This is a genomic window from Serratia bockelmannii (assembly GCF_051803255.1).
GTDB lineage: Bacteria > Pseudomonadota > Gammaproteobacteria > Enterobacterales > Enterobacteriaceae > Serratia > Serratia bockelmannii.
In genome coordinates this window covers 41,661-62,217 of the sequence record NZ_CP196512.1, presented here as the reverse complement: position 1 = coordinate 62,217, position 20,557 = coordinate 41,661, and the positions used below count along the sequence as shown (strand labels likewise).

The 20,557-nt window shown below is 63.1% G+C and carries 17 protein-coding genes; 7 read left to right on the top strand and 10 right to left on the bottom strand.

Going from position 1 to position 20,557, the window contains the following annotated elements; genetic code table 11:
- Positions 1-93 precede the first annotated feature (93 nt).
- From ACSJLU_RS00275 to ACSJLU_RS00265, 3 genes are all read left to right on the top strand, one after another.
- A complete protein-coding gene (locus tag ACSJLU_RS00275; RefSeq protein ID WP_193402758.1) occupies positions 94-1,482 on the top strand; it encodes an amidohydrolase family protein in 1,389 nt (462 codons plus the stop codon).
- A 100-nt stretch (positions 1,483-1,582) separates the two neighbouring features.
- Complete coding sequence (locus tag ACSJLU_RS00270) at positions 1,583-2,134, top strand: isochorismatase family protein (RefSeq protein WP_043140796.1); 552 nt, start codon at positions 1,583-1,585, stop codon at positions 2,132-2,134.
- Between the two features lie 2 nt (positions 2,135-2,136).
- Complete coding sequence (locus ACSJLU_RS00265; protein WP_049295032.1) at positions 2,137-3,060, top strand: GlxA family transcriptional regulator; 924 nt, start codon at positions 2,137-2,139, stop codon at positions 3,058-3,060.
- Here ACSJLU_RS00265 and ACSJLU_RS00260 read toward each other — a convergent pair.
- Positions 3,055-4,047, bottom strand: a complete 993-nt coding sequence (locus ACSJLU_RS00260; protein WP_089196390.1) for an acyltransferase — start codon at positions 4,045-4,047, stop codon at positions 3,055-3,057. The two genes, ACSJLU_RS00265 and ACSJLU_RS00260, sit on opposite strands and share 6 nt — an antisense overlap.
- A gap of 217 nt (positions 4,048-4,264) precedes the next feature.
- Between ACSJLU_RS00260 and ACSJLU_RS00255 the strand changes: the two genes are divergently transcribed.
- Positions 4,265-5,512, top strand: coding sequence for an MFS transporter (locus tag ACSJLU_RS00255; protein ID WP_049204735.1), 1,248 nt, complete (start codon positions 4,265-4,267; stop codon positions 5,510-5,512).
- A gap of 54 nt (positions 5,513-5,566) precedes the next feature.
- On the opposite strand, the gene ACSJLU_RS00250 is transcribed toward ACSJLU_RS00255, so the two are convergent.
- Complete coding sequence (locus tag ACSJLU_RS00250; protein ID WP_043140788.1) at positions 5,567-6,193, bottom strand: LysE family translocator; 627 nt, start codon at positions 6,191-6,193, stop codon at positions 5,567-5,569.
- A 121-nt stretch (positions 6,194-6,314) separates the two neighbouring features.
- Here ACSJLU_RS00250 and ACSJLU_RS00245 point away from each other — a divergent pair, with 121 nt between their 5' ends.
- On the top strand, positions 6,315-7,226 hold the full coding sequence (locus ACSJLU_RS00245; protein ID WP_164068297.1) for a LysR family transcriptional regulator: 912 nt from the start codon (positions 6,315-6,317) through the stop codon (positions 7,224-7,226).
- Here ACSJLU_RS00245 and selB read toward each other — a convergent pair.
- The 8 genes from selB to fdnG all read right to left on the bottom strand — a co-directional run bounded on the left by selB (position 7,216) and on the right by fdnG (position 17,464).
- Complete coding sequence (selB, locus tag ACSJLU_RS00240) at positions 7,216-9,072, bottom strand: selenocysteine-specific translation elongation factor (RefSeq protein ID WP_043140781.1); 1,857 nt, start codon at positions 9,070-9,072, stop codon at positions 7,216-7,218. The genes ACSJLU_RS00245 and selB overlap by 11 nt on opposite strands.
- The gene (selA, locus tag ACSJLU_RS00235; protein WP_173889410.1) at positions 9,069-10,463 is read right to left on the bottom strand and encodes an L-seryl-tRNA(Sec) selenium transferase; all 1,395 of its coding nucleotides are present in this window, start codon (positions 10,461-10,463) and stop codon (positions 9,069-9,071) included. The genes selB and selA overlap by 4 nt, the downstream gene beginning before the upstream one ends.
- Positions 10,464-10,532: 69 nt before the next feature.
- On the bottom strand, positions 10,533-11,138 hold the full coding sequence (locus ACSJLU_RS00230) for a glutathione S-transferase (RefSeq protein WP_060434893.1): 606 nt from the start codon (positions 11,136-11,138) through the stop codon (positions 10,533-10,535).
- 40 nt (positions 11,139-11,178) lie between these two features.
- Positions 11,179-11,826 (bottom strand): DcrB-related protein, encoded by a 648-nt coding sequence (locus ACSJLU_RS00225; RefSeq protein WP_025304791.1) that lies wholly within the window; start codon positions 11,824-11,826, stop codon positions 11,179-11,181.
- 114 nt (positions 11,827-11,940) lie between these two features.
- Positions 11,941-12,870, bottom strand: coding sequence for a formate dehydrogenase accessory protein FdhE (fdhE, locus tag ACSJLU_RS00220; RefSeq protein ID WP_043140774.1), 930 nt, complete (start codon positions 12,868-12,870; stop codon positions 11,941-11,943).
- Positions 12,870-13,505 (bottom strand): formate dehydrogenase cytochrome b556 subunit, encoded by a 636-nt coding sequence (gene fdoI, locus ACSJLU_RS00215; protein ID WP_004934017.1) that lies wholly within the window; start codon positions 13,503-13,505, stop codon positions 12,870-12,872. Before fdoI ends, fdhE begins: the two co-directional genes overlap by 1 nt.
- Positions 13,502-14,404, bottom strand: coding sequence for a formate dehydrogenase subunit beta (fdxH, locus tag ACSJLU_RS00210; RefSeq protein WP_004934014.1), 903 nt, complete (start codon positions 14,402-14,404; stop codon positions 13,502-13,504). The genes fdoI and fdxH overlap by 4 nt, the downstream gene beginning before the upstream one ends.
- Positions 14,405-14,416: 12 nt before the next feature.
- A complete protein-coding gene (fdnG, locus tag ACSJLU_RS00205) occupies positions 14,417-17,464 on the bottom strand; it encodes a formate dehydrogenase-N subunit alpha (RefSeq protein WP_142591322.1) in 3,048 nt (1,015 codons plus the stop codon).
- Positions 17,465-17,881: 417 nt separating this feature from the next.
- On the opposite strand from fdnG, the gene sodA reads away from it, so the two are divergent.
- Positions 17,882-18,502, top strand: a complete 621-nt coding sequence (gene sodA, locus ACSJLU_RS00200; protein WP_004934003.1) for a superoxide dismutase [Mn] — start codon at positions 17,882-17,884, stop codon at positions 18,500-18,502.
- Positions 18,503-18,627: 125 nt separating this feature from the next.
- Positions 18,628-20,556: a methyl-accepting chemotaxis protein gene (locus ACSJLU_RS00195; protein ID WP_025304788.1), complete on the top strand. Its 1,929-nt coding sequence runs from the start codon at positions 18,628-18,630 to the stop codon at positions 20,554-20,556.
- The last annotated feature ends 1 nt before the right edge of the window (position 20,557 follow it).

The window sequence follows — 20,557 nt, the reverse complement described above, 5'->3', positions numbered from 1 at the left end:
TCACCAGTGGCAAATGTCGCTGCCAACCGGTCGGTTCCTCTCCTAAATTGGGGGATATTTTCACTCCCTCACCTCTGGATTAAGGAACCGAACGTGGAAAATCCTCAGCAACCGGGCCGCAGAGCCTTCCTCAGCCAAACCGGCAAACTCACCACCGCCTGCGCGGTGATCGGCCTGACCGGCGGCATGGCGCAGGCCGCTTCGCCTGGCGGCGAGCCGTGTGCGCCAACGCCGATGACCCTGACCGATCGTCACTACTGCCTGAGTGAGGTGCGGCTGGAAGACGGCTTTGAATACGACGGCGAAACGGTGATCGGCACCCGCACCGCGCTGTACACCCTGGAGATCAAAGACGGCAAGATCGCCGCCATTCACGCCGCCAACGCCGCGTTGCCGGCCGGCGTGCCCCGCTATAAGGCGCAGGGCCGGCTGCTGCTGCCGGCATTTCGCGATATGCACATCCACCTGGACAAAACCTTCTACAGCGGCCCGTGGCAGGCGCCGCGCCCGCGCCAGGGCAAAACCATCATGGACATGATCGCGCTGGAGCAGACGCTGATCCCGAAACTGCTGCCCACCTCGCAGCAACGGGCGGAAAACCTGATCGCCTTGCTGCAGTCCAAAGGCAGCACCGTGGCGCGCAGCCATTGCAATATCGATCCGGTCAGCGGCCTGAAAAGCCTGGAGCACCTGCAGCGCGCGCTGGAAAATCACCGGGCGGATTTCAGCTGTGAAATCGTCGCTTTCCCGCAGCACGGGCTGCTGCACTCCAGGGTCGACGCGCTGATGCGCGAAGCGATGCAGATGGGCGTGCAGTACGTCGGCGGGCTGGATCCGACCAACGTCGACGGTGCGATGGAGAAATCGCTCGACGCCATGTTCCAGATCGCCCTCGATACCGGCAAAGGCGTGGATATCCACCTGCATGAAACCAGCCCGGCTGGGGTCGCCGCCATTAACTACATGATCGCCACCGTGGAGAAAAACCCGGCGCTGCGCGGCAAGGTCACCATCAGCCACGCTTTCGCCCTGACCACGCTGACGCCGGGCGAACTGGCGGAAACCGCCACCCGGCTGGCGGCGCAGCAGATCGCCATCGCCTCCACGGTGCCGATCGGCGGCCTGATGATGCCGCTGCCGCAGCTCAGTGAGAAAGGGGTGTTCGTGATGACCGGCACCGACAGCGTGATCGACCACTGGTCGCCTTTCGGCACCGGCGACATCCTGGAGAAGGCCAATCTGTACGCCCAGCTGTACCGCGGTTCCGACGAGTATCACCTGTCGCGTGCCATGGCCATCTCCACCGGTGGCGTGCTGCCGCTGGACGATAAGGGGCAGCGCGCCTGGCCGAAAGCCGGCGATGCCGCCGAGTTCGTATTGGTCAACGCCAGCTGTTCCGCCGAGGCGGTCGCCCGTCTGCCGGCGCGCAGCGCCACCTTCCATCAGGGGCGCCTGGTCGCCGGTCAGGTAAGCAAAGCCTAAGGTCGGTCCGCTGTTGTCATCATGATGGCCGTTTTTGGCCTTCTGCCAGAGTAAGGCGCGGCGCAAGATGGTCGCTACACACACTGATGGAGGGCCGAAAATGTCACAGAGCGCGTTATTGATCATCGATGTCCAGCAATCATTCCAGCACCGTCCATTCTGGCAGGAGGACGATCTGCCGGCGTTTCAACAGGCGCTGACGCGCCTGATCGCAGGCTGCCAACGACACGGCGCAGCGCTGGTCGACGTGCTGCACGTTTCGCCGCAGGGGCCGTTCTCTCTGGCTTCGGGCCATGTGCAGCGCCTGCCGTTCCTCACCCACCAGGCGGATATCACCGTACACAAGCATGTGCACAATGCGCTGACCGAATCCGGCCTCGACGCCTGGCTGCGCGAGCGGGATATCAACCACCTGATCGTCTCCGGCATCCGCACCGAGCAGTGCTGCGAAACCACCTCCCGGGTGGCGTCCGATCTCGGTTATCGGGTGACTTTCGTCACCGAGGCGACGTTAACCTTCCCGATGCGCCATCCCGACGGTGAAGTCTTTACCCCCGCGCAGTTGAAGCGGCATACTGAAACCGTACTGGTCGATCGTTTCGCCCGCATCGCCAGCGTGGATGAGGCGCTGGCGCAACTCGCACAGGAGTAATCATGTCGCAGGCCGTCTATTTTCTGCTGTTGCCCAACGTACTGTCGCTGGACGTCAGCGGCCCGGCGGAAACCCTGCGCCTCGCCGGGCAGTTCAGCCTGCGTTACCTCAGCCCGGCGCCGCAGATCGTCTGCTCCATCGGCATGACGCTGAGCGGCCTGCAGCCGTTGCCCGAGCGCCTGGAAGACGGTGCCATCCTGGTGCTGCCGGGCGTCGGCGATTCGCAGCGCTATTTCGCCGGAGAGGAGGCCGGGCAGGCGCGCCGCTGGCTGGCGACGCTGCGGCCCGATCTGCAGCGGCAGCGCATCACCCTGGTGTGCATCTGTTCCGGCGCGCTGCTGGCGGCGCAGGCCGGGCTGCTCGACGGCTATCAGTGCACCACCCACCACGACGTTATCGAGCGTATCCGCCGGCAGGCGCCGGCGGCGCAGGTGAAAGAGAACCGCATCTTCGTCGAAGATCGCGGCGTCTACACCAGCGCGGGCATCACCACCGGCATCGATTTGGCGCTGCACCTGGTCCACCGCCACTGCGGCTCCGGCCGGGCGCGTGACGTCGCACGCGACATGGTGGTCTATTTCCGCCGCGCCGGCGACGATCCGCAGCTGTCGCCCTGGCTGCGTTACCGCAACCACCTGCACCCGGCGGTGCACCGCGCGCAGGACGTGATGGCCGCCGAGCCGGAAGCCGACTGGTCGGTGCTGCAGGTGGCGGAGAAGGCGCACGTCAGCAGCCGCCATTTGGCGCGGCTGTTTCGCAGCCATGTCGGCATCAGCGTACGGGAATATCATGAGCAGCTACGTTTGGCGGTGGCGCAACAGCGCCTGCAACAAGGGTATGGGTTGGAGAAGGCCGCGCTGGCGGCCGGTTTTTCTTCCGGGCGGCAGCTGCGCCGCGCTCAGCAGCGCCAGCGCTCGCCGCTATGACACCAGCCGGCGGGTATCCAGCCGCTGCAGGCCGACAGACAGCAGCAGGCTGCCCCCCAGCGCCACACCGAACACCCAGAAGATATCCAGCAGCGGGTGGCCGGTGAAATCCAGGTGCCGATTGCGCATCACGTTGACGATAAGGGCGTGAAAACCGTAAATCGCCAGCGAATGGCGGGAAAATACGCTCAGCCAGCCGATCGGCTGCGGCAGACAGTGTTTCACCCACACCAGCAGCGCCACCGCCGCCATAAACACCAGCGGGCCGCTGTAGATGTAGTAGGTATCGGCGAAGTTGCCGTTGATGAACAGCTGATGTTTGGTGCCGCGTGCGATCAGCGCCACGCACAGCGCAAATCCCAACGCCGCCAACCAGCCCACGGCGCGCCCGCGCGCCTCCATCATGCCAATCGCCCGTCCGGCCAACGCATACAGCAGGTAGTAGAAGGTATCGCCGTAGATATACAGGTTAACCGGCAGCAGATGCGCGTTGCCGAAGGTCAGCTTGTCGGTATTCGGGTTAGCGATCGCCGCCAACACCACCAGCGCGGCGGCCAGGTAGCGGCGCGACACCGGTTTGACGCTGATCAGCGGCGACAGCAGGTAAATCACCGCGATAGCGTAGAAAAACCACAGATGATAGAACACCGGCTTTTGCAACATGCCGCGCAGCGACGGCCAGAAACCGATCTTGGTGAAAGCCGCGATGTAGATCAGCGCAATGGCGCTGTAGAACAGAATGCAGCAGACGATGCGGGTGAAATGCCGGCGGCCGGCGCTCTTTTCGCCGAAGAACAGGTAGCCGGAAATCATAAAGAACAGTGGCACCGATACGCGCGACAGCGAGTTCAGCACGTTGGCGATGTCCCAGTTGTGCAACCCTATTGCCGCGCCGTTGGTGACGTAATAGGTGGTGGCGTGGATCATCACCACCATCATGCACGCCATCGCCCGCAGGTTGTCTATCCAGCCGATTTTCTCGCTCAAACGCTCGCCCGATCTTGTGTCATATTGATATGTTAAGAAGAGGTTATCGGGCACGGCGTTCGGCGACAACCCAAAAGCGAAATATCAGAATGCACTTAAACAACACCTTATGATTGCGAAGGTGAACAATTGGCGGCAAAATAGCCGCCATAACTCGCTCAGTTTGCGCTTCCCGCCCTGGCAGTTCCTTTTTCTCTTTTACTATCAGTACAATAATATGAAAACGACATTACCACCTGCGGCACGTTTGGGCCGACAGGCGCTTTTATTCCCTCTTTGTCTGGTGCTGTTCGAGTTCGCCACCTATATCGGCAACGATATGATTCAGCCGGGCATGCTGGCCGTCGTGGCGGATTTCAACGCCGGCGAAGAGTGGGTACCGACCTCGATGACCGCCTATCTGGCCGGCGGCATCTTCCTGCAGTGGCTGCTCGGGCCGCTGTCGGATCGCCGCGGCCGTCGCCCAGTGATGCTGGCCGGGGTGGCGTTCTTTATCGTCTCCTGCCTGGCGATCCTGCTGGTCACCACCATCGAGCAGTTCATCGCCATGCGTTTCCTGCAGGGCATCGGCCTGTGCTTTATCGGCGCGGTCGGCTACGCCACCATCCAGGAGTCGTTTGAAGAATCGGTGTGCATCAAAATCACCGCCCTGATGGCCAACGTGGCGCTGATCGCCCCGCTGCTCGGGCCGCTGGCCGGCGCGGCGCTGATCCACGTCGCGCCGTGGCAGAGCATGTTCGTGCTGTTTGCGGCGCTGGCGGCCATCGCCTTCTACGGCCTGTGGAAAGCCATGCCGGAAACCGCCACGCTGCAGGGCGAGGCGTTTTCCGCCGCCAACCTATGGCGCGACTACCGCCAGGTGTTGGGCAACCGCCGCTTCCTGTGCGGCGCCCTGGCGATCGGTTTCGCCAGCCTGCCGCTGCTGGCCTGGATCGCCCAGTCGCCGGTGATCCTGATCAGCGGTGAGTCGCTGTCGACGCTGGACTACGGCCTGCTGCAGATCCCGGTGTTCGGCGCGCTGATCCTCGGTAACCTGACGCTGGCGCGTCTGACCGGCAAAAACAGCGTGGAGCGCCTGATCAAGCTGGGCGCGGGCCCGATGCTGCTGGGGCTGCTGATCGCCGCGCTGGCGACCCAGTTCTCCAGCCACGCCTACCTGTGGATGACCGCCGGCCTGAGCCTGTACGCCTTCGGCATCGGCCTCGCCAACGCCGGGCTGTACCGCCTGACGCTGTTCTCCAGCAACGTCAGCAAAGGCACCGTGTCCGCCACCATGGGCATGCTGAGCATGATGGTATTTACCGTCGGCATCGAGCTGGCCAAGGTCGCCTACGTCTGGGGCGGCAGCGGGCTGTTCAACCTGTTCAACCTCATCAGCGGCCTGTGCTGGCTGACGCTGGTGGCGCTGTTCCTCGGCAAACGCCGCAACGGCGACCCCACACCGCAGCCGACCGGCGCGGTGTAAACGCGACGATAAAACGCCGGTCCGGTTTCCCGACCGGCGTTTTTTTATGCGGCCTCAGCCGAGCAGCTCCCACAGCGCATACCCCGCTCCCACTACCGCCACCCCCAACAACAGCAACGCCGACAGGACAGAGATCGCCCGCCGCGCGCGCTGCAGCGCCGTTCCCGACAGCAGGGTGATATAGGCCAGCAAGATGGCGAAATCAGCCAGCACCCACAGCGCGGTCAGCAGCGTCAGGCTGGCGCCGACCGAAGGGGTGACGGCGATAAACTGCGGAAAAAAGGCGACGAAGAAGATGATGTCCTTGGGATTGGCGATGCCTACCAGAAAACCGTTTGCGATCGCCGAGCGTTTTTGCGACGGTGCAACGGGCTGCGCATCGGGGGTTCGTGCGGATAAATCCTCATACAGCGAGACGATCGCCATGCGGCCGATAAACAGGCAACCCAGCAGGCCTATCCACTGCAGCAAGCGCATATCCACCGCGAACAGCCCGGTGACAACCAGCGCGGCAATACCGATCAGCAACAAAGAGGCCCCATTGCTGCCCAGCGCGGTCAACAGCGCGCGCCGGGCGCCAAAGCGCGCCGCGGTGTTGGCGACCATCATCACCACCGGCCCTGGCGTGGCGATCAGCAAGAAAATGGCGGCGAAATACGCCGCCAGCAACGACAGGTTCATCTTTATTTCACTCACATTCAGGCGGTTGGCGTCGGATCATTATGATGCCGTAGCCCCCGCCTTGAAAAAGGAGTAATCCTGTCGTTTACTGTGAGCCAGACTCATTCTTAGAGACGCCGCGATGGCCAGTTCCCTTCCGCCGCTTTACGCTCTGCGCGCCTTCGAGAGCGCCGCCCGCACCGGCTCGTTCACGCTGGCCGCCGACGAGCTGCATCTCACCCCCAGCGCCGTCAGCAAGCACATCAAAACGCTGGAGCAGCACTTCGGCTGTCGGCTGTTCCAGCGCAACGGCCCACGCATCGAGGTCACCCCGCAGGGAAAAATCTTCGCCGCCGAGCTGCAGCAAGGGTTTGGCCGCATCGAACAAGCCTGCGAGCTGTTCAGAAGCCACCGCGATCTTCTGCGGATGAAGGCGCCCTCCACCCTGACCCTACGCTGGCTGCTGGACTGCCTGAGCCGATTCCGGCAAACGGCGCAGGCGTTCGAGGTGCAGGCAGCCAGCGTGTGGATGGACATCGACAGCGTGGATTTTTTCAGCGAACCCTACGACTGCGCCATCCTGCTCGGCAACGGCCATTTCGGCGCCAATACCGCCGCCGCCAAGCTGTTCGACGAATGGCTGATCCCAATTTGCGCCCCCGCGCTGCTCGCCGACGCGCAGCGCGATCTCGCCACCTGCCCGCTGATCCATCCTTCGCCCGATCGGCGCGACTGGCGGCGCTGGCTGCAAAAAAGCGGCATCGCAGCCCCGATCGATCTCACACGCGGCCAGGTATTTGATTCACTGGAACAGGGCAACGCGGCGGCCATCGCCGGGCACGGCGTTTCGATCGGCGATCTGGCGCTGAGCCTGCGGACGATTGAGGAGGGGTTATTGGCGCTGCCTTGTGACGCCGCCGTGCGTACCGGCGACGGTTACTATCTGGTTTGGCCGGAAGAATCGGCAAAACGGCCGCTGATCGAACGTTTACAGGCGTTTCTCACCGCCCAAACGCCCGACATCAGCCGGGCCGCCGTCAGGTTTATCGGGTAGGGGACTCGCTACCGAACAGCCCGCCGTCGCGCAGCAGATGCTCGTTGCCCTTGCGGCGGGTAAAGCCGCTGCGATCGAAGAACTCCAGCACCTGTATCGCCAGCTTGCGGCCGACGCCGAGCCGATCGCGGAAGTCGGCGGCGTTGGCGCCCCCGCGCTCCGCATCCAGCTCGCGGATCAGCGCCGCGAACTGATCGATGCGCCGGCTGAGGTAGTAGCGATCCACCACCACCGCCGTCACATGGCCCAGTTGAGCCGCCTTGCGCAGCAGCGCCCGTACCCGGCTCTCTTCCTCGCCCAGTTCGCTCGCCAGATCGCGCACCCACCACGGCTCGTCGCCGAACAGCGGTTCGATGCGCGCCCACAGCGGCGCCTCGTCGGCGCTGAACGCCAGGCCGTGTTCCGGCAAGTGCAGCCAGCCGCGCGTATTGCGCAGCGCGCCGGCCTTCAGCAGCCGATCGATCATCATAAACACCAGCGCTTCCGGCTGCTGAGGCAGCGCCATGCGCCGCAGGCGGGCGCGTCCTAAGCCCAGCTGATCGGCGTGCTGTTGGTGATACTCCGCCAGCACCTGCAGCAGGCGGCTTTCCGCCTGCTGCACCTGATCCTGCGCCAGAGCCCGGTCACCGACGATCAGCAGATCGCGGTTCGCCAGCAGTGCCGCCAGGCCGTCGTCGGTCAACTGACGCGCCCAGGCGAACGCCGCCAGAGACAGCGCGCCCTGCGGCAACTCAAGCGCCAGCGCCCGCACGTCGTCTTGCGCCTGCGCCAAGGCCTGCAGCCATGCCAGATAGTCCGGCTGACGCTTGCCGCGCTTGGGCGCATTCAGCCTGAGCACCCGGGCCGCGCCCAGCGTTTGCCGCGCGCCGATATCGCGCAGCACCAGCCGATCGTTTTCCGCCAGCCACAGCGGGCGATCGAGGATCAGTTCCGCCAGTCCGTCGTTCAGCAGCGAAATGCGCCCGGTGATGTGGCTGGCGGCATGGTGCAGATGCAGCGGCTGCCAATGGCGGATCGGCCGATCCGTCTCCAGCGCCACCAGAATGCGTTCCGCCGCTTCGGGCGGACGCTGCGCCAGCAGCCAATCACCGCGCGCGATCCGCTCTTTATCGACATCGCCGCTGATGTTAAGCGCGATGCGTTGCCCGGCCTGCGCCTGTTCCACGGTTTGATTCTGGGCATGCAGGCCGCGCACCCGCACCGGCGCGTCGGCGCCAGTCAGCCACAGCGAATCCCCCACCTTCACCCGGCCGCCGAGCGCGGTGCCGGTCACCACCAGCCCCGCCCCTTTGACGCTGAACGCACGGTCTACCGCCAGGCGAAAACGGCGCGTCAGCGCGTGCTCGCCGGGCGACAACGCCAGCAAATGCGCGCGCAGCGCCTCGATGCCCTCTCCCGCCGCCGCCGCGGTGACAAACAGCGGCGCATCGGGCCAGCCCTGGCGCGCCAGCTCATCACGCACTTGGCGGCGTACCTCGTCAACACGCGCCGCCTCCACCCGGTCGGCCTTGGTCAGCGCCACCGTCAGCGCCGGGCGCCCGCTCAGGCGCAGGATCGCCAAATGCTCGCGGGTCTGCGCCATCACGCCGTCATCGCAGGCCACCACCAGCAACGCATGGTCGATGCCGCCGACGCCCGCCAGCATATTGGCGAGGAATTTTTCGTGGCCGGGCACGTCGATAAAGCCCAACACCCGGCCGTCCGGCTGCGGCCAGTAGGCGTAGCCCAGATCGATGGTCATGCCGCGGCGCTTCTCTTCCGGCAGGCGATCCGCATTGATCCCCGAGATCGCCTGCAGCAGGGTGGTTTTGCCATGATCGACATGGCCGGCGGTGGCGATGATCATGATGCGCTCAACGCGTCGATCAGCGCCCCTTCATGTTCCAGACAGCGCAGATCCAGCCACAGCCGGCCGTCGCCGAGGCGGCCGATCACCGGCTGCGGCAGGCGGCGCCAGCGCTCAGCCAACGCTTCCAGCGTGGCGCCGCGGCCGTCGCGCGGCGTGAAGGTCAGCGCATAGCTGGGCAGGCGATCCACCGGCAGCGAACCGCTGCCAATCTGCGACCAGCACGGTTCGGCGCGCAGGTCGAAATCGGCGGTGAACCGTGGTCTCAGCGCCGCCAGCAGCCGCTCGGCCGCCTGTTGCATCTCCTGCTGCGGGCGGGTCAGCAGCCGCAGCGTCGGCAGCTGCTCAGCCAGTTTTTCCGGCTGCAGATAGAGCCGCAGCGTGGCCTCCAGGGCCGCCAGCGTCAGCTTGCCGACGCGCAGCGCGCGCTTGAGCGGATGCTGCTGCAGGCGAGCGATCAGCGCCTTTTTGCCGACGATGATGCCGGCCTGCGGGCCACCCAGCAGCTTATCGCCGGAGAACGTCACCAGATCGACGCCGGCGGCCAGCAGCCGCTGCGGCATCGGTTCGGCGGGCAGGCCGTACTGCGCCATATCGATCAGTGAGCCGCTGCCCAGATCGGTAGCGGTCGGCACGCCCTGTTCGGCCCCGAGCAGCGCCAGTTCAGCCTCGTCGACCGCCGCGGTAAAGCCCTGAATGCTGTAGTTGCTGGTGTGCACTTTCATCAACAGGCCAGTCTGCTCGCTGATGGCCTGGCGGTAATCTTTCAGATGGGTGCGGTTGGTGGTGCCGACTTCCACCAATTGGCAGCCGGCCTGACGCATCACGTCGGGAATGCGAAACGCGCCGCCGATTTCCACCAGCTCGCCGCGCGACACCACTACCTCTTTGCCGGGGGCGATCGCCGCCAACATCAGCAATACCGCCGCCGCGTTGTTATTGACGATGCAGGCGTCTTCCGCGCCCGTCAGCCGGCACAGCAGATCCGCCACAGCCCGATCGCGATGACCGCGCCCGGCGCCGTCCAGATCGTACTCCAGCGTCACCGCCTCTCCCATCACCGCGCTGACCGCGTCCTTCACCGGCTGCGCCAGCAGGGCGCGCCCGAGGTTGGTGTGCAGCACGGTGCCGCTGAGGTTGAACACCGGCAATAACGCCGGGCGTTGCTGCCGGGCCAGCTCCGCCCGCAGCGCCTGCGGCCAGTCGCCGCACCAGGCCGGTAAACGTTGCTGTTGCTTGATAGCGTCGCGCGCCTGGGCCTGCAGCCGGCGCAACAGTTCGCCGATCAGCGTCTGGCCATGCTGAGCCACCAGCGGTTCAATCGCGGGTTCACGCAGCAGACGGTCGATGGCGGGCAGTTGACTGTAAAGAAGGTGGGATTCAGTGCTCATGGTCGCTCGGTTTTCAATTTAGACGTATCGGCATAGCAAAACCCCGCCGCGGCGGGGAGAAAAGAACGTTCAGGGCGGTGCCGTGCGGGCGAAACTTTCGCGGGCGAACAGGCGTTCGGCCAGCTTGACCAGCGCCGGACGTTGGACGCACCAGTTGGGCAGAATGTGGCGGAAATTGAGGTAGCCCAACGCGCAGCCGGTGGCGATATCCGCCAGCGTCAGCCGCTCGGCATTGAGCCACGTTTTTTCCTGCGCCAGCGCCTCCAATGCGTCCAGGCCCTGCGTCAGCTTGTCACGCTGGCGCAGCATCCAGTTTTCGTCCTGCTTTTCCGGCGCGCGCCGGCTTTCGCGGAACAGCGTCGCCGCCGCTTCAGTCACGCCGTCCGCCAGTGCCGCCACCCGGCGGACGCGCAGCGCGGTGGCGCGATCGGTCGGCAAAAACGCCGGCTCCACCGTCAGCAGTTCGAGGTATTCGGCCACGATCGGCGAGTCGTAAAACACCTCGCCATCATCGGCGATCAGCACCGGTACTTTGCCGAGCGGGTTCAGTTCCTTCACCCGGCTGCCGGGCTCATACGGCGGATCGTTGACGAATTCAAACGCGATCCCCTTCTCCAGCAGCATCACGGAAATCTTGCGCACAAAGGGGCTGGTGTAACTGCCGATAAGCTTCATCCGGTCTCCTCCGCTTCGTCCTGGCCGCGGCGCAATGCCCTTACTTCACCGCCAGAGTATCGATAATCCGCTGCACCAGCGCCTGATGCACTTCCGGCGTTTTGGCCGGCGACAGCATTTGCAGCGTCACTACTCGCTTGTTGAACACCGTCAACACCAGGGTGGAAACCACCTTTTGCCCGTTGACGGTCTGCTCGGTATCCACCCGGCGAAACTTTTGTTTGCCGACGGTGAAATTCTCTTCTTTGGTGGTCTGGATATTCTGATAGCGCTCGGCCAGCACCGTGATGGCGCTCTGCGTCAGCTCTTTCAGCATTTTGTCGCTGGTGTTGATCTTCATGCCGTCCGGCGGGATCACTTCGGACGAAACCGCGCTCTGGCGCGACTTGCCATCGAGGAAGCGCTGGATGGTGGAGGTACTGTCATTGACGATGCCGCTGTTCAGCGTTTGATCGCTAAAGCCTGGCGGCAACTCGAAGGTGATTTTGCCCTTCTGCAGCGACACGTTCAGCCCCGGCGGCGCGGGCGGGGTTTCTACCGGCGCAGGCGGCGGTGGCGCGGGCTGCGTCACGGTCGGTTTGGTATCCGGTGGCGGCACCGCCGGTTTGGTGTCGTCCTTGTTGTCGCAGGCCGCCAGTCCGATCGCCAGCACAGCGACCGCGGTCAGTTTTGCCAGGGTATTTAACATCGTGGTTCCTTTCGCTTGGCGCGTCATGGCCTAAACGTAGCAACTCGCCCGGGCGAATGCCAGAAGCCCGTTCTTAAATTGCGGGTCCGGCCCCGCGCGAACGGGGCCGGGCGGTTACTCCGCCGGGAACAGGAACGGATTGATGCTGCTGCGGCCGAAGCCTTCCTCTTCCATGCGGGCGTCCAGCACCAGCGAAGCCAGATCGTCGGCCACCGCTTCAACCTGCGGGTCTTTTTCCTGATAGAGGATCTTCAGGTAAGTGCCGCAGTCGCCGCAGCTTTCCGCCTTCACCGCCGCCTGTTCGCTGTCCAGCGACCAGTAGTTGAGATCGCGAGTCTGCTCACAGTTGCTGCACTTCACCCGCACCACGTGCCATTCGCTTTCGCACAGGTTGCAGTGCAGGTAGCGCAGGCCGTTGACGGTGCCGATATGCACCATGCTGGAGACCGGAATGCTGCCGCACACCGGGCAGAACTGACGCTGCTCGCCGTATTCGGCGCGCGCCTTACCGGGGATCAGGCTGGCCATCTGCGCCCAATAGAGCGACAGCGCGGCCCAGAGGAACGGCGCCTTCTCGCTGCCCACCTTGCCGAACTCGCGGTTGAGCAAAGCGTCGGCCATCAGCTCCAGCTCGTGCGCCGAGGCTTTCTCCAGGTTGTCCAGCACCGTCAGAATGTGCTCCGGCGCCTGCGGGCGCAGCTCGGCGATCAGCGACGTCAGCAGCTTGCGCCAGTGCTCGCTGCGCGGGAACACGCTCAGATCGAGCGGCGGTTTGCCGCTGGCGGCGCCCTGCGCCAACGCTTCGCTCAGATCGAGCGCCAGCGGATTATCGTGCAGCGCATGCTGCTGCGCCTGCGCCAGTTCGGCGGCGAAGTTAAGGTAGTCGCCCAGCGGGTTGTCGACCGCCAGCTGACGCAGACGGTCGGCGCGGCGGCTGTACAGGCTTTTCAGGTTGGCGAAAAGTAACGGCGGGATGTTCTCCGCCGTTGTGGACTTCTCACGCTGTGCCCCTAACTGCTCTTTAGGAACGATGCGGATACTCATCAGGGTTTATCTTCCTGTCGTTTCTCGCGGACCTCACGGTACCAGCGCGGATGATGTTTCTTGGCCCAGGCCGCCGGCACCCAGCCTTCCACCATCGCGGTAATGGTGCCTTTTACCCACAATGCGGCGTAAATGTGCACCATAATCACGATGATAAGGCCGACCGCGGCCAGCGAATGCACCAGCAGCGCGATGCGGATCAGCGGGATGGAGAACGACGGCGCAAAATACGGCCGCCAGATCACCACGCCACTGGCCAGCAGCAGCACCAGGCTGATAATCGCCGCCCAGAACACGCACTTCTGGCCGAAATTATAGCGCCCAGTGTCACCCACTTCCTCGTTCATGGCGATTTTGTGGATGTTCTTGGCCCAGACGATATCTTCCCGGTTGATCAGGTTATGCTTCCAGTAGCGCAGGAACATCAGCAGGAACGCGGCAAACATGATCACCCCGACAAACGGGTGCAGAATGCGCGCCAGCTGCGGCGTCCCGAAGATGTTCATCAGCCAGTTGAAGGAGGGGAAGAAGAACCCCAGCCCGCTGATGGCGGCGAACACGAAGCAAAACGCCACGATCCAGTGGTTGATGCGCTCCGGTGCGCTGTAACGCTGAATGGGCTTTTCCTTTCTCATTTGCGCGTCTCCTCGTCGTGCGACTCGTCGTGCTCGTCCTCATCCTCGACGCGGTTAGGCCCGACGCCGACATAGTGGAACACGCTGGCCGCGAAGGTGGCGGCAAAACCGATGGCCGCCAGGGGTTTCCACACGCCCTTCCAGAAGGTCACCGCCGGGCTGATGCTCGGGTTGTCCGGCAAACCGTGGTACAGCTGCGGTTTGTCGGCGTGGTGCAACACGTACATCACGTGCGTGCCGCCCACCCCTGCCGGATCGTACAGACCGGCGTTCTGGTAGCCGCGGGTGTTCAGCTCGCTGACGCGATCCGCCGCCACCTGCTTCATCGCTTCCTTGGTACCGAAGTGAATGGCGCCGGTCGGGCAGGTTTTCACGCAGGCCGGTTCCTGGCCGACGTCCACGCGGTCGACGCACAGGGTGCACTTGTACACCCGGTTGTCGTCCTTGTTCATGCGCGGCACGTCGAACGGGCAGCCGGCGATGCAGTAGCCGCAGCCGATGCAGTGCTCGGATTGGAAGTCGACGATGCCGTTGGCGTACTGAATGATCGCGCCTTCCGACGGACAGGCCTTCAGGCAGCCCGGATCGGCGCAGTGCATGCAGCCATCCTTGCGGATCAGCCATTCCAGCTTGCCGTTTTCCTCCACCTCGGAGAAGCGCATCACCGTCCACGACTTGGCGGTCAGATCGGCGGGGTTATCGTACACCCCGACGTTGTGCCCCACTTCGTCGCGGATGTCGTTCCATTCGGAACAGGCCACCTGACAGGCCTTGCAGCCGATACAGGTGGTGACATCGATCAGTTTGGCCACTTCTTCCTGGTGGTCACGGGCGCGCGGCGCCGGCGTGAAACCATTGGTGGCGGATTTACGAATGATGTCTTGAGATTGCATGGCCATGATTCGTCTCCGTTACACCTTTTCCACGTTGACCAGGAACGCCTTGAACTCCGGCGTTTGCGTATTGGCGTCGCCGACGAACGGCGTCAGCGTGTTGGCGATAAAGCCTTTCTTCGCCACCCCTTCGTAACCCCAGTGGATCGGGATGCCGATGGTGTCGACTTCCTGGCCGTGCACCTGCAGCGTGCGAATACGTTTGGTCACCACCGCCTTGGCCTTGATGTAGCCGCGGTTGGAGCTGACCTTCACGGTATCGCCCTGCTTGATGCCCTTCTTCTCCGCCAGCTTTTCGCCGATCTCCACGAACTGCTCCGGCTGCGCGATGGCGTTCAGCCGCGCGTGCTTGGTCCAGTAGTGGAAGTGCTCGGTCAGACGATAGGTGGTGCCGACGTACGGGAACTTGTCGGATTTGCCCATCGCCGCCAGATCGTCCTTGAACACGCGCGCCGCCGGGTTGGACACCACATTCGGGTGCAGCGGGTTGGTGCCGAGCGGCGTTTCGAACGGCTCGTAGTGTTCAGGGAACGGCCCTTCCGCCATCTTGTCGGTGGCGAACAGGCGGCCCATGCCTTCCGGCTGCATGATGAACGGCCCGACGTCGCTGCCCGGCGCGGCGGTGCTGTAGTCCGGGATATCGGCCCCGACCCACTTGGCGCCGTCCCACTCCAGCAGCTGGCGTTTCGGATCCCACGGTTTCCCCTGCGGATCCGCCGAGGCGCGGTTGTACAGAATGCGGCGGTTGAGCGGCCATGCCCAGGCCCAGCCCAGCGTATTGCCGAGGCCGGACGGATCGGCGTTGTCGCGCCGCGCCATCTGGTTGCCGGCCGGCGTCCAGCTGCCGGCGAAGATCCAGCAACCGCTGGCGGTGGTGCCGTCGTCGCGCAGCTGCGCGAACGAGCTGAGCAGCTCGCCTTTTTTCACCAGCACTTTGCCGTCGGCATCCAGCAGATCCGCCAGCGCCTTGCCGTTGTTCTCCTGCGCCACCTCTTCCGGCGCCGGGTTGTCCGGCGTCAGGTAGTCCCAGGTCATGTTCAGCACCTGTTCAGGCACCGCACCGCCGTCGCGCGCATACATCTCGCGCAGGCGGCTGAAGATGCCCGCCAGGATCTCACCGTCGTTCAGCGCTTCGCCCGGGGCGTCCGCGCCTTTCCAGTGCCACTGCAGCCAGCGGCCGGAGTTGACGATCGAACCGTTCTCTTCGGCGAAGCAGGTGGACGGCAGGCGGAACACTTCGGTCTGGATCTGCGAAGGATCCACCTCGTTGAACTCGCCGTGGTTCTGCCAGAAGTTAGAGGTCTCGGTGTTCAACGGATCGATGGTCACCAGGAACTTCAGCTTGGACAGCGAAGCCACTACCTTGTTTTTGTTCGGGAACGACGCCACCGGGTTAAAGCCCTGGCAGAAGTAGCCGTTGACCTTGCCCTGCGACATCATCTCGAAGTACTGCAGCACGTCGTAGCCCTTGTCCCACTTCGGCAACCAGTCAAAGCCCCAGCTGTTGTCCTTCTGCGCCTTGTCACCGTAGAAGGTCTTCATCATGCTGACGAAGAATTTCGGGTAGTTGCCCCAGTAGTTCACCTGGCCCGGCAGCAGCGCCTTCGGCGTGTTGGCCTTCAGGTAGGTCTCGAGATCGGTCTGTTTCTCCGACGGCAGCGTCAGGTAGCCCGGCAGGCTCTGCGACAGCAGGCCGAGATCGGTCAGCCCCTGGATGTTGGAGTGGCCGCGCAGCGCGTTGACGCCGCCGCCCGCCATGCCCATGTTGCCGAGCAGCAGCTGGATCATCGCCATGGTGCGGATGTTCTGCGCGCCGACCGAGTGCTGAGTCCAGCCCAGGGCGTACAGGAACGAAGCGGTCTTATCCGCGACGCAGGTTTCGGCGATGTATTCGCACACCTTGAGGAAATCGTCCTTCGGCGTGCCGCAGATGTTGGTCACCACGTCAGGCGTGTAGCGGCTCACGTGCTGCTTCAGCAGGTTCCACACGCAGCGCGGATCCTGCAGCGTGACGTCGCGCTTGGCGAAGCCGTTCTCGTCGAACTGGTAGTTCCAGGTGGTTTTGTCGTACTTGCGGTTTTCCGCGTCGTAGCCGCTGAACAAGCCGTCTTCGAAGGCAAAGTCTTCCCGCACCAGCAGGCTGGCGTTGGTGTAGGCCTCGACGTACTCGCGATTAAACTTGTTGTTGGTCATCAGATACAGCAACACGCCCGACAGGAAAGCGATGTCGGTCCCGGAGCGGATCGGCGTGTAGAAGTCCGCCACCGATGCGGTTCGGGTAAAGCGCGGATCGATCACGATCAGCTTGGCATTGTTGTGTATTTTGGCTTCCATCGCCCAGCGGAACCCCACCGGATGCGCTTCCGCCGCATTACCGCCCATGACGATAATCAAATTCGCGTTCTTGATATCAACCCAGTGGTTGGTCATCGCACCGCGACCAAATGTTGGAGCAAGACTTGCTACCGTTGGTCCGTGTCAGACACGCGCCTGGTTGTCTACGGCAAGCATGCCGAGAGCGCGACTAAATTTTTGCGACAGAAAACCGGTTTCGTTGCTGGCGGCCGAGGCGCACAGCATGCCGGTGGTCAGCCAACGGTTGACGGTAACGCCCTGGTCGTTGGTTTTGATGAAGTTGGCATCGCGGTCTTCTTTCACCAGCTTGGCGATGCGGGTAAAGGCGTCGTCCCAGCTGATGCGTTGCCATTTGTCCGACCCCGGCGCCCGGTATTCCGGGTACTTGAGGCGGCTTTCACTGTGGATAAAGTCAACCAGGCCGGCGCCTTTCGGGCAAAGCGCGCCGCGGTTTACCGGGTGATCCGGATCCCCTTCGATATGGAAAATGCTTTCTTTGGCGTTCTTGGCGCCATCACCAAGGCTGTACATCAACAGCCCACAGCCGACGGAACAATACGTACAGGTATTACGGGTCTCACGGGCGCGCAGCAGTTTGTACTGCCGGGTTTCCGCCAACGCCACTTCGGGGGCAAAGCCCAGCGCGGCCACCGTCGTTCCTGCCATACCGCCAGCGCAGATCTTAAAGAACTGCCTTCTGCTGACCTGCATGGGGGTCTCCTTTACTCTCGATTGTCACATTGTTCAAATGCGCCTGCCCCGCTAGCGCGGCAAACGCGAATGTCACTGTTGTTATGCTTGCTACGAACGCCGGCCATATTACCACAGCGTGCTTGTGGTTGTTACACACTCGTGCTCATTCAGTGAACGCATTGGCACATTTCGATACATTTCGACCTTGGCGCTCCCTACAGTATAGAGAGTAACCCACGTGCCGGGGCGATGGCTTGATGCGGCCACCCGCCGCCCTCTTCTATCAGTATGTTAGCGCATCGATTTGTTCATTAACCACACACTTCACAGGGCATTGATAATCATTTTCAATATCATTTAATTAACTATAATGATCCGACTGCTTACGCGGTGCTCGCCCTTTGCGCCGCCCATACACCACTGGAGATGATGATTATGAGTTATTCACTGCCATCCCTGCCGTACGCTTACGACGCACTGGAACCGCATTTCGACAAGCAGACGATGGAAATCCATCACACCAAACACCACCAGACCTACGTTAACAACGCCAACACCGTGCTGGAAGCCTACCCTGAGCTGGCCAAATACAGCGTTGAAGAGCTGATCCAGGATCTGGATAAAGTGCCTGCCGACAAACGCACCTTCATGCGCAACAACGCCGGCGGCCACGCCAACCACAGCTTCTTCTGGAAAAACCTGAAAACCGGCACCACGCTGGGCGGCGATCTGAAAGCGGCCATCGAGCGCGATTTCGGCAGCGTTGAGAAATTCCAGGAAGAGTTCGAGAAAGCCGCAGCCACCCGCTTCGGTTCCGGTTGGGCCTGGCTGGTGCTGAAAGACGGCAAGCTGGCCGTGGTGTCTACCGCCAACCAGGACAGCCCGCTGATGGGCGAAGCCGTCGCCGGCGCTTCCGGTTTCCCAATCATCGGCCTGGACGTGTGGGAACACGCTTACTACCTGAAATACCAGAACAAACGCCCTGACTACATCAAGGCGTTCTGGAACGTGGTCAACTGGGACGAAGCCGCCGCACGCTTCGCCGCGAAGAAGTAATTCGCCCCCGTTGATGAAGATGCCCGCCGCCGGCGGGTATTTTTTTGCCTGAAATCCGCTAAAGTTTGACCACTTCTTGCCGATGGTTTGTTCAATTGACGTTCGCCCGGAGAAGGAAAAACGCTATGGCGGCATTGCAAGCATTAGCAGGAAAGTTCACTCATCTCACCGTAGGTAAAAAGCTCGGCCTCGGCTTCGCGCTGTTGCTGCTGTTGGCGGTCGTCATCGCCGGCACCGGGGCGCAATACCTGCACATCATCGAATCCCGCGCCGATCGCATCGACTTCAGCAACCGGCTGAACGAGGAGATCAACCAGGCCAAATACAACCGCGCCATGTACGGCCAGACCTACCAGCCGGAGTATCTGCAGAACAATCGCGCCAATATCGATAACGCCGTCAAACTGATAGACCAGGGCCAGGCGTTGGACTGGGACGCCCAAAGCCGCAAGGATCTGCAGCGTCTGGTGACGCTGATTGGGGAATATCAGCAACAGCAAAAAATCTTTGAGCAGGCGGTCTCGGCGAAAGACGCGGTGCGCCAGAGCTGGAACATGTCGGAAGTGCAGGCCAGCCTGAGCCAGGTGGAGCGCCAGCTCACCAACGGCGATCTGCAGTTGGCCTTCATTCAACTGAACCAGAAGCTGACCCAGGTGCGCTACGGCGCGCGCGGTCTGTTGCTGAGCCTGAACAAAGAAACCGAAGCGCCGCTGATGGCGGCCATCGACGACGCACGCGACGCGGCCAACGCCCTGAGCCGCCGGGTCAGCGACGCGCAGCGCCCGCAGCTGCAACCGCTGCTGGCCGCCCTGGACGATTACAAAAACCGCATCGCGGCCTACCTGCCGGCCTATGAGCACGAACAGCAGATCAGCCGGCAGCTCGGTGAACGCGCGCATGAGATCGGCACGCTGGTGAACGCCTTTATGCAGGACGAACTGGCGCAGACGCGCAGCAACATCAACCTGGCGCAGCTGCAGATGGGCATCACCACCCTGATCGCCATCATCGCCGGGATACTTATCGCCTGGCGTATCACGCTGCAGATCACCCGTCCGCTGCACAGCACGCTGGCGATGGCGGAACGCATCGCCAGCGGCGATCTGCGCCAGGCGCAGACCAGCACCCGCCGCGACGAGCTGGGACAACTGCTGAACGCGGTGGCGGCGATGAGCCAAAATCTGCGCACCATGATTGAGAAGATCCAGATGGGGGTCAGCCAGGTCTCCACCGCCTCCGCGGAAATCGCCGCCGGCAACACCGATCTCTCCTCCCGCACCGAACAGCAGGCGGCGGCGGTCGAAGAAACCGCGGCCAGCATGGAACAGCTGACCGCCACGGTGAAACAAAACGCCGACAATGCCCATCACGCCAATCAGCTGGCCACCGACGCTTCGCAGACCGCGCAACAGGGCGGCAAGCTGGTGGAGAACGTGGTCAGCACCATGCGCGATATCTCCAGCAGTTCGCAGCGTATCGCTGAAATTACCACCCTGATCAACGGTATTGCCTTCCAGACCAACATCCTGGCGCTCAACGCCGCGGTGGAAGCGGCGCGCGCCGGCGAACAGGGACGCGGCTTCTCGGTGGTCGCCAGCGAAGTGCGCAGCCTGGCGAGCCGCAGCGCCCAAGCGGCCAAGGAGATCGAAGGGCTGATCGCCGAGTCGGTCAGCCGGGTGAAAACCGGCACCGAACTGGTGGAAAGCACCGGCAACACCATGGAACAGATCGTCCGCTCGGTCACCCACGTGCGCGACATCATGGCTGAAATCGCCGCCGCCTCCGATGAGCAGACGCGCGGCATCGCCCAGATTGGCCAGGCGATCGTCGAGATGGATCACACCACCCAGCAGAACGCCGCGCTGGTGGAAGAGTCCGCCGCCGCCGCCGATTCGCTGGAAGAACAGGCCGACATGCTGCTGCAGAGCGTTTCGGTGTTCCGTTTGGCGGAGCAGACCGAACCCACCGCCGTGAAAACCGCCGCGCCGAAAGCGCCTGCCGTAAAAACCGCGGCCGCCAACGCCGCAGCGGAGGAGAACTGGACCACCTTCTGAC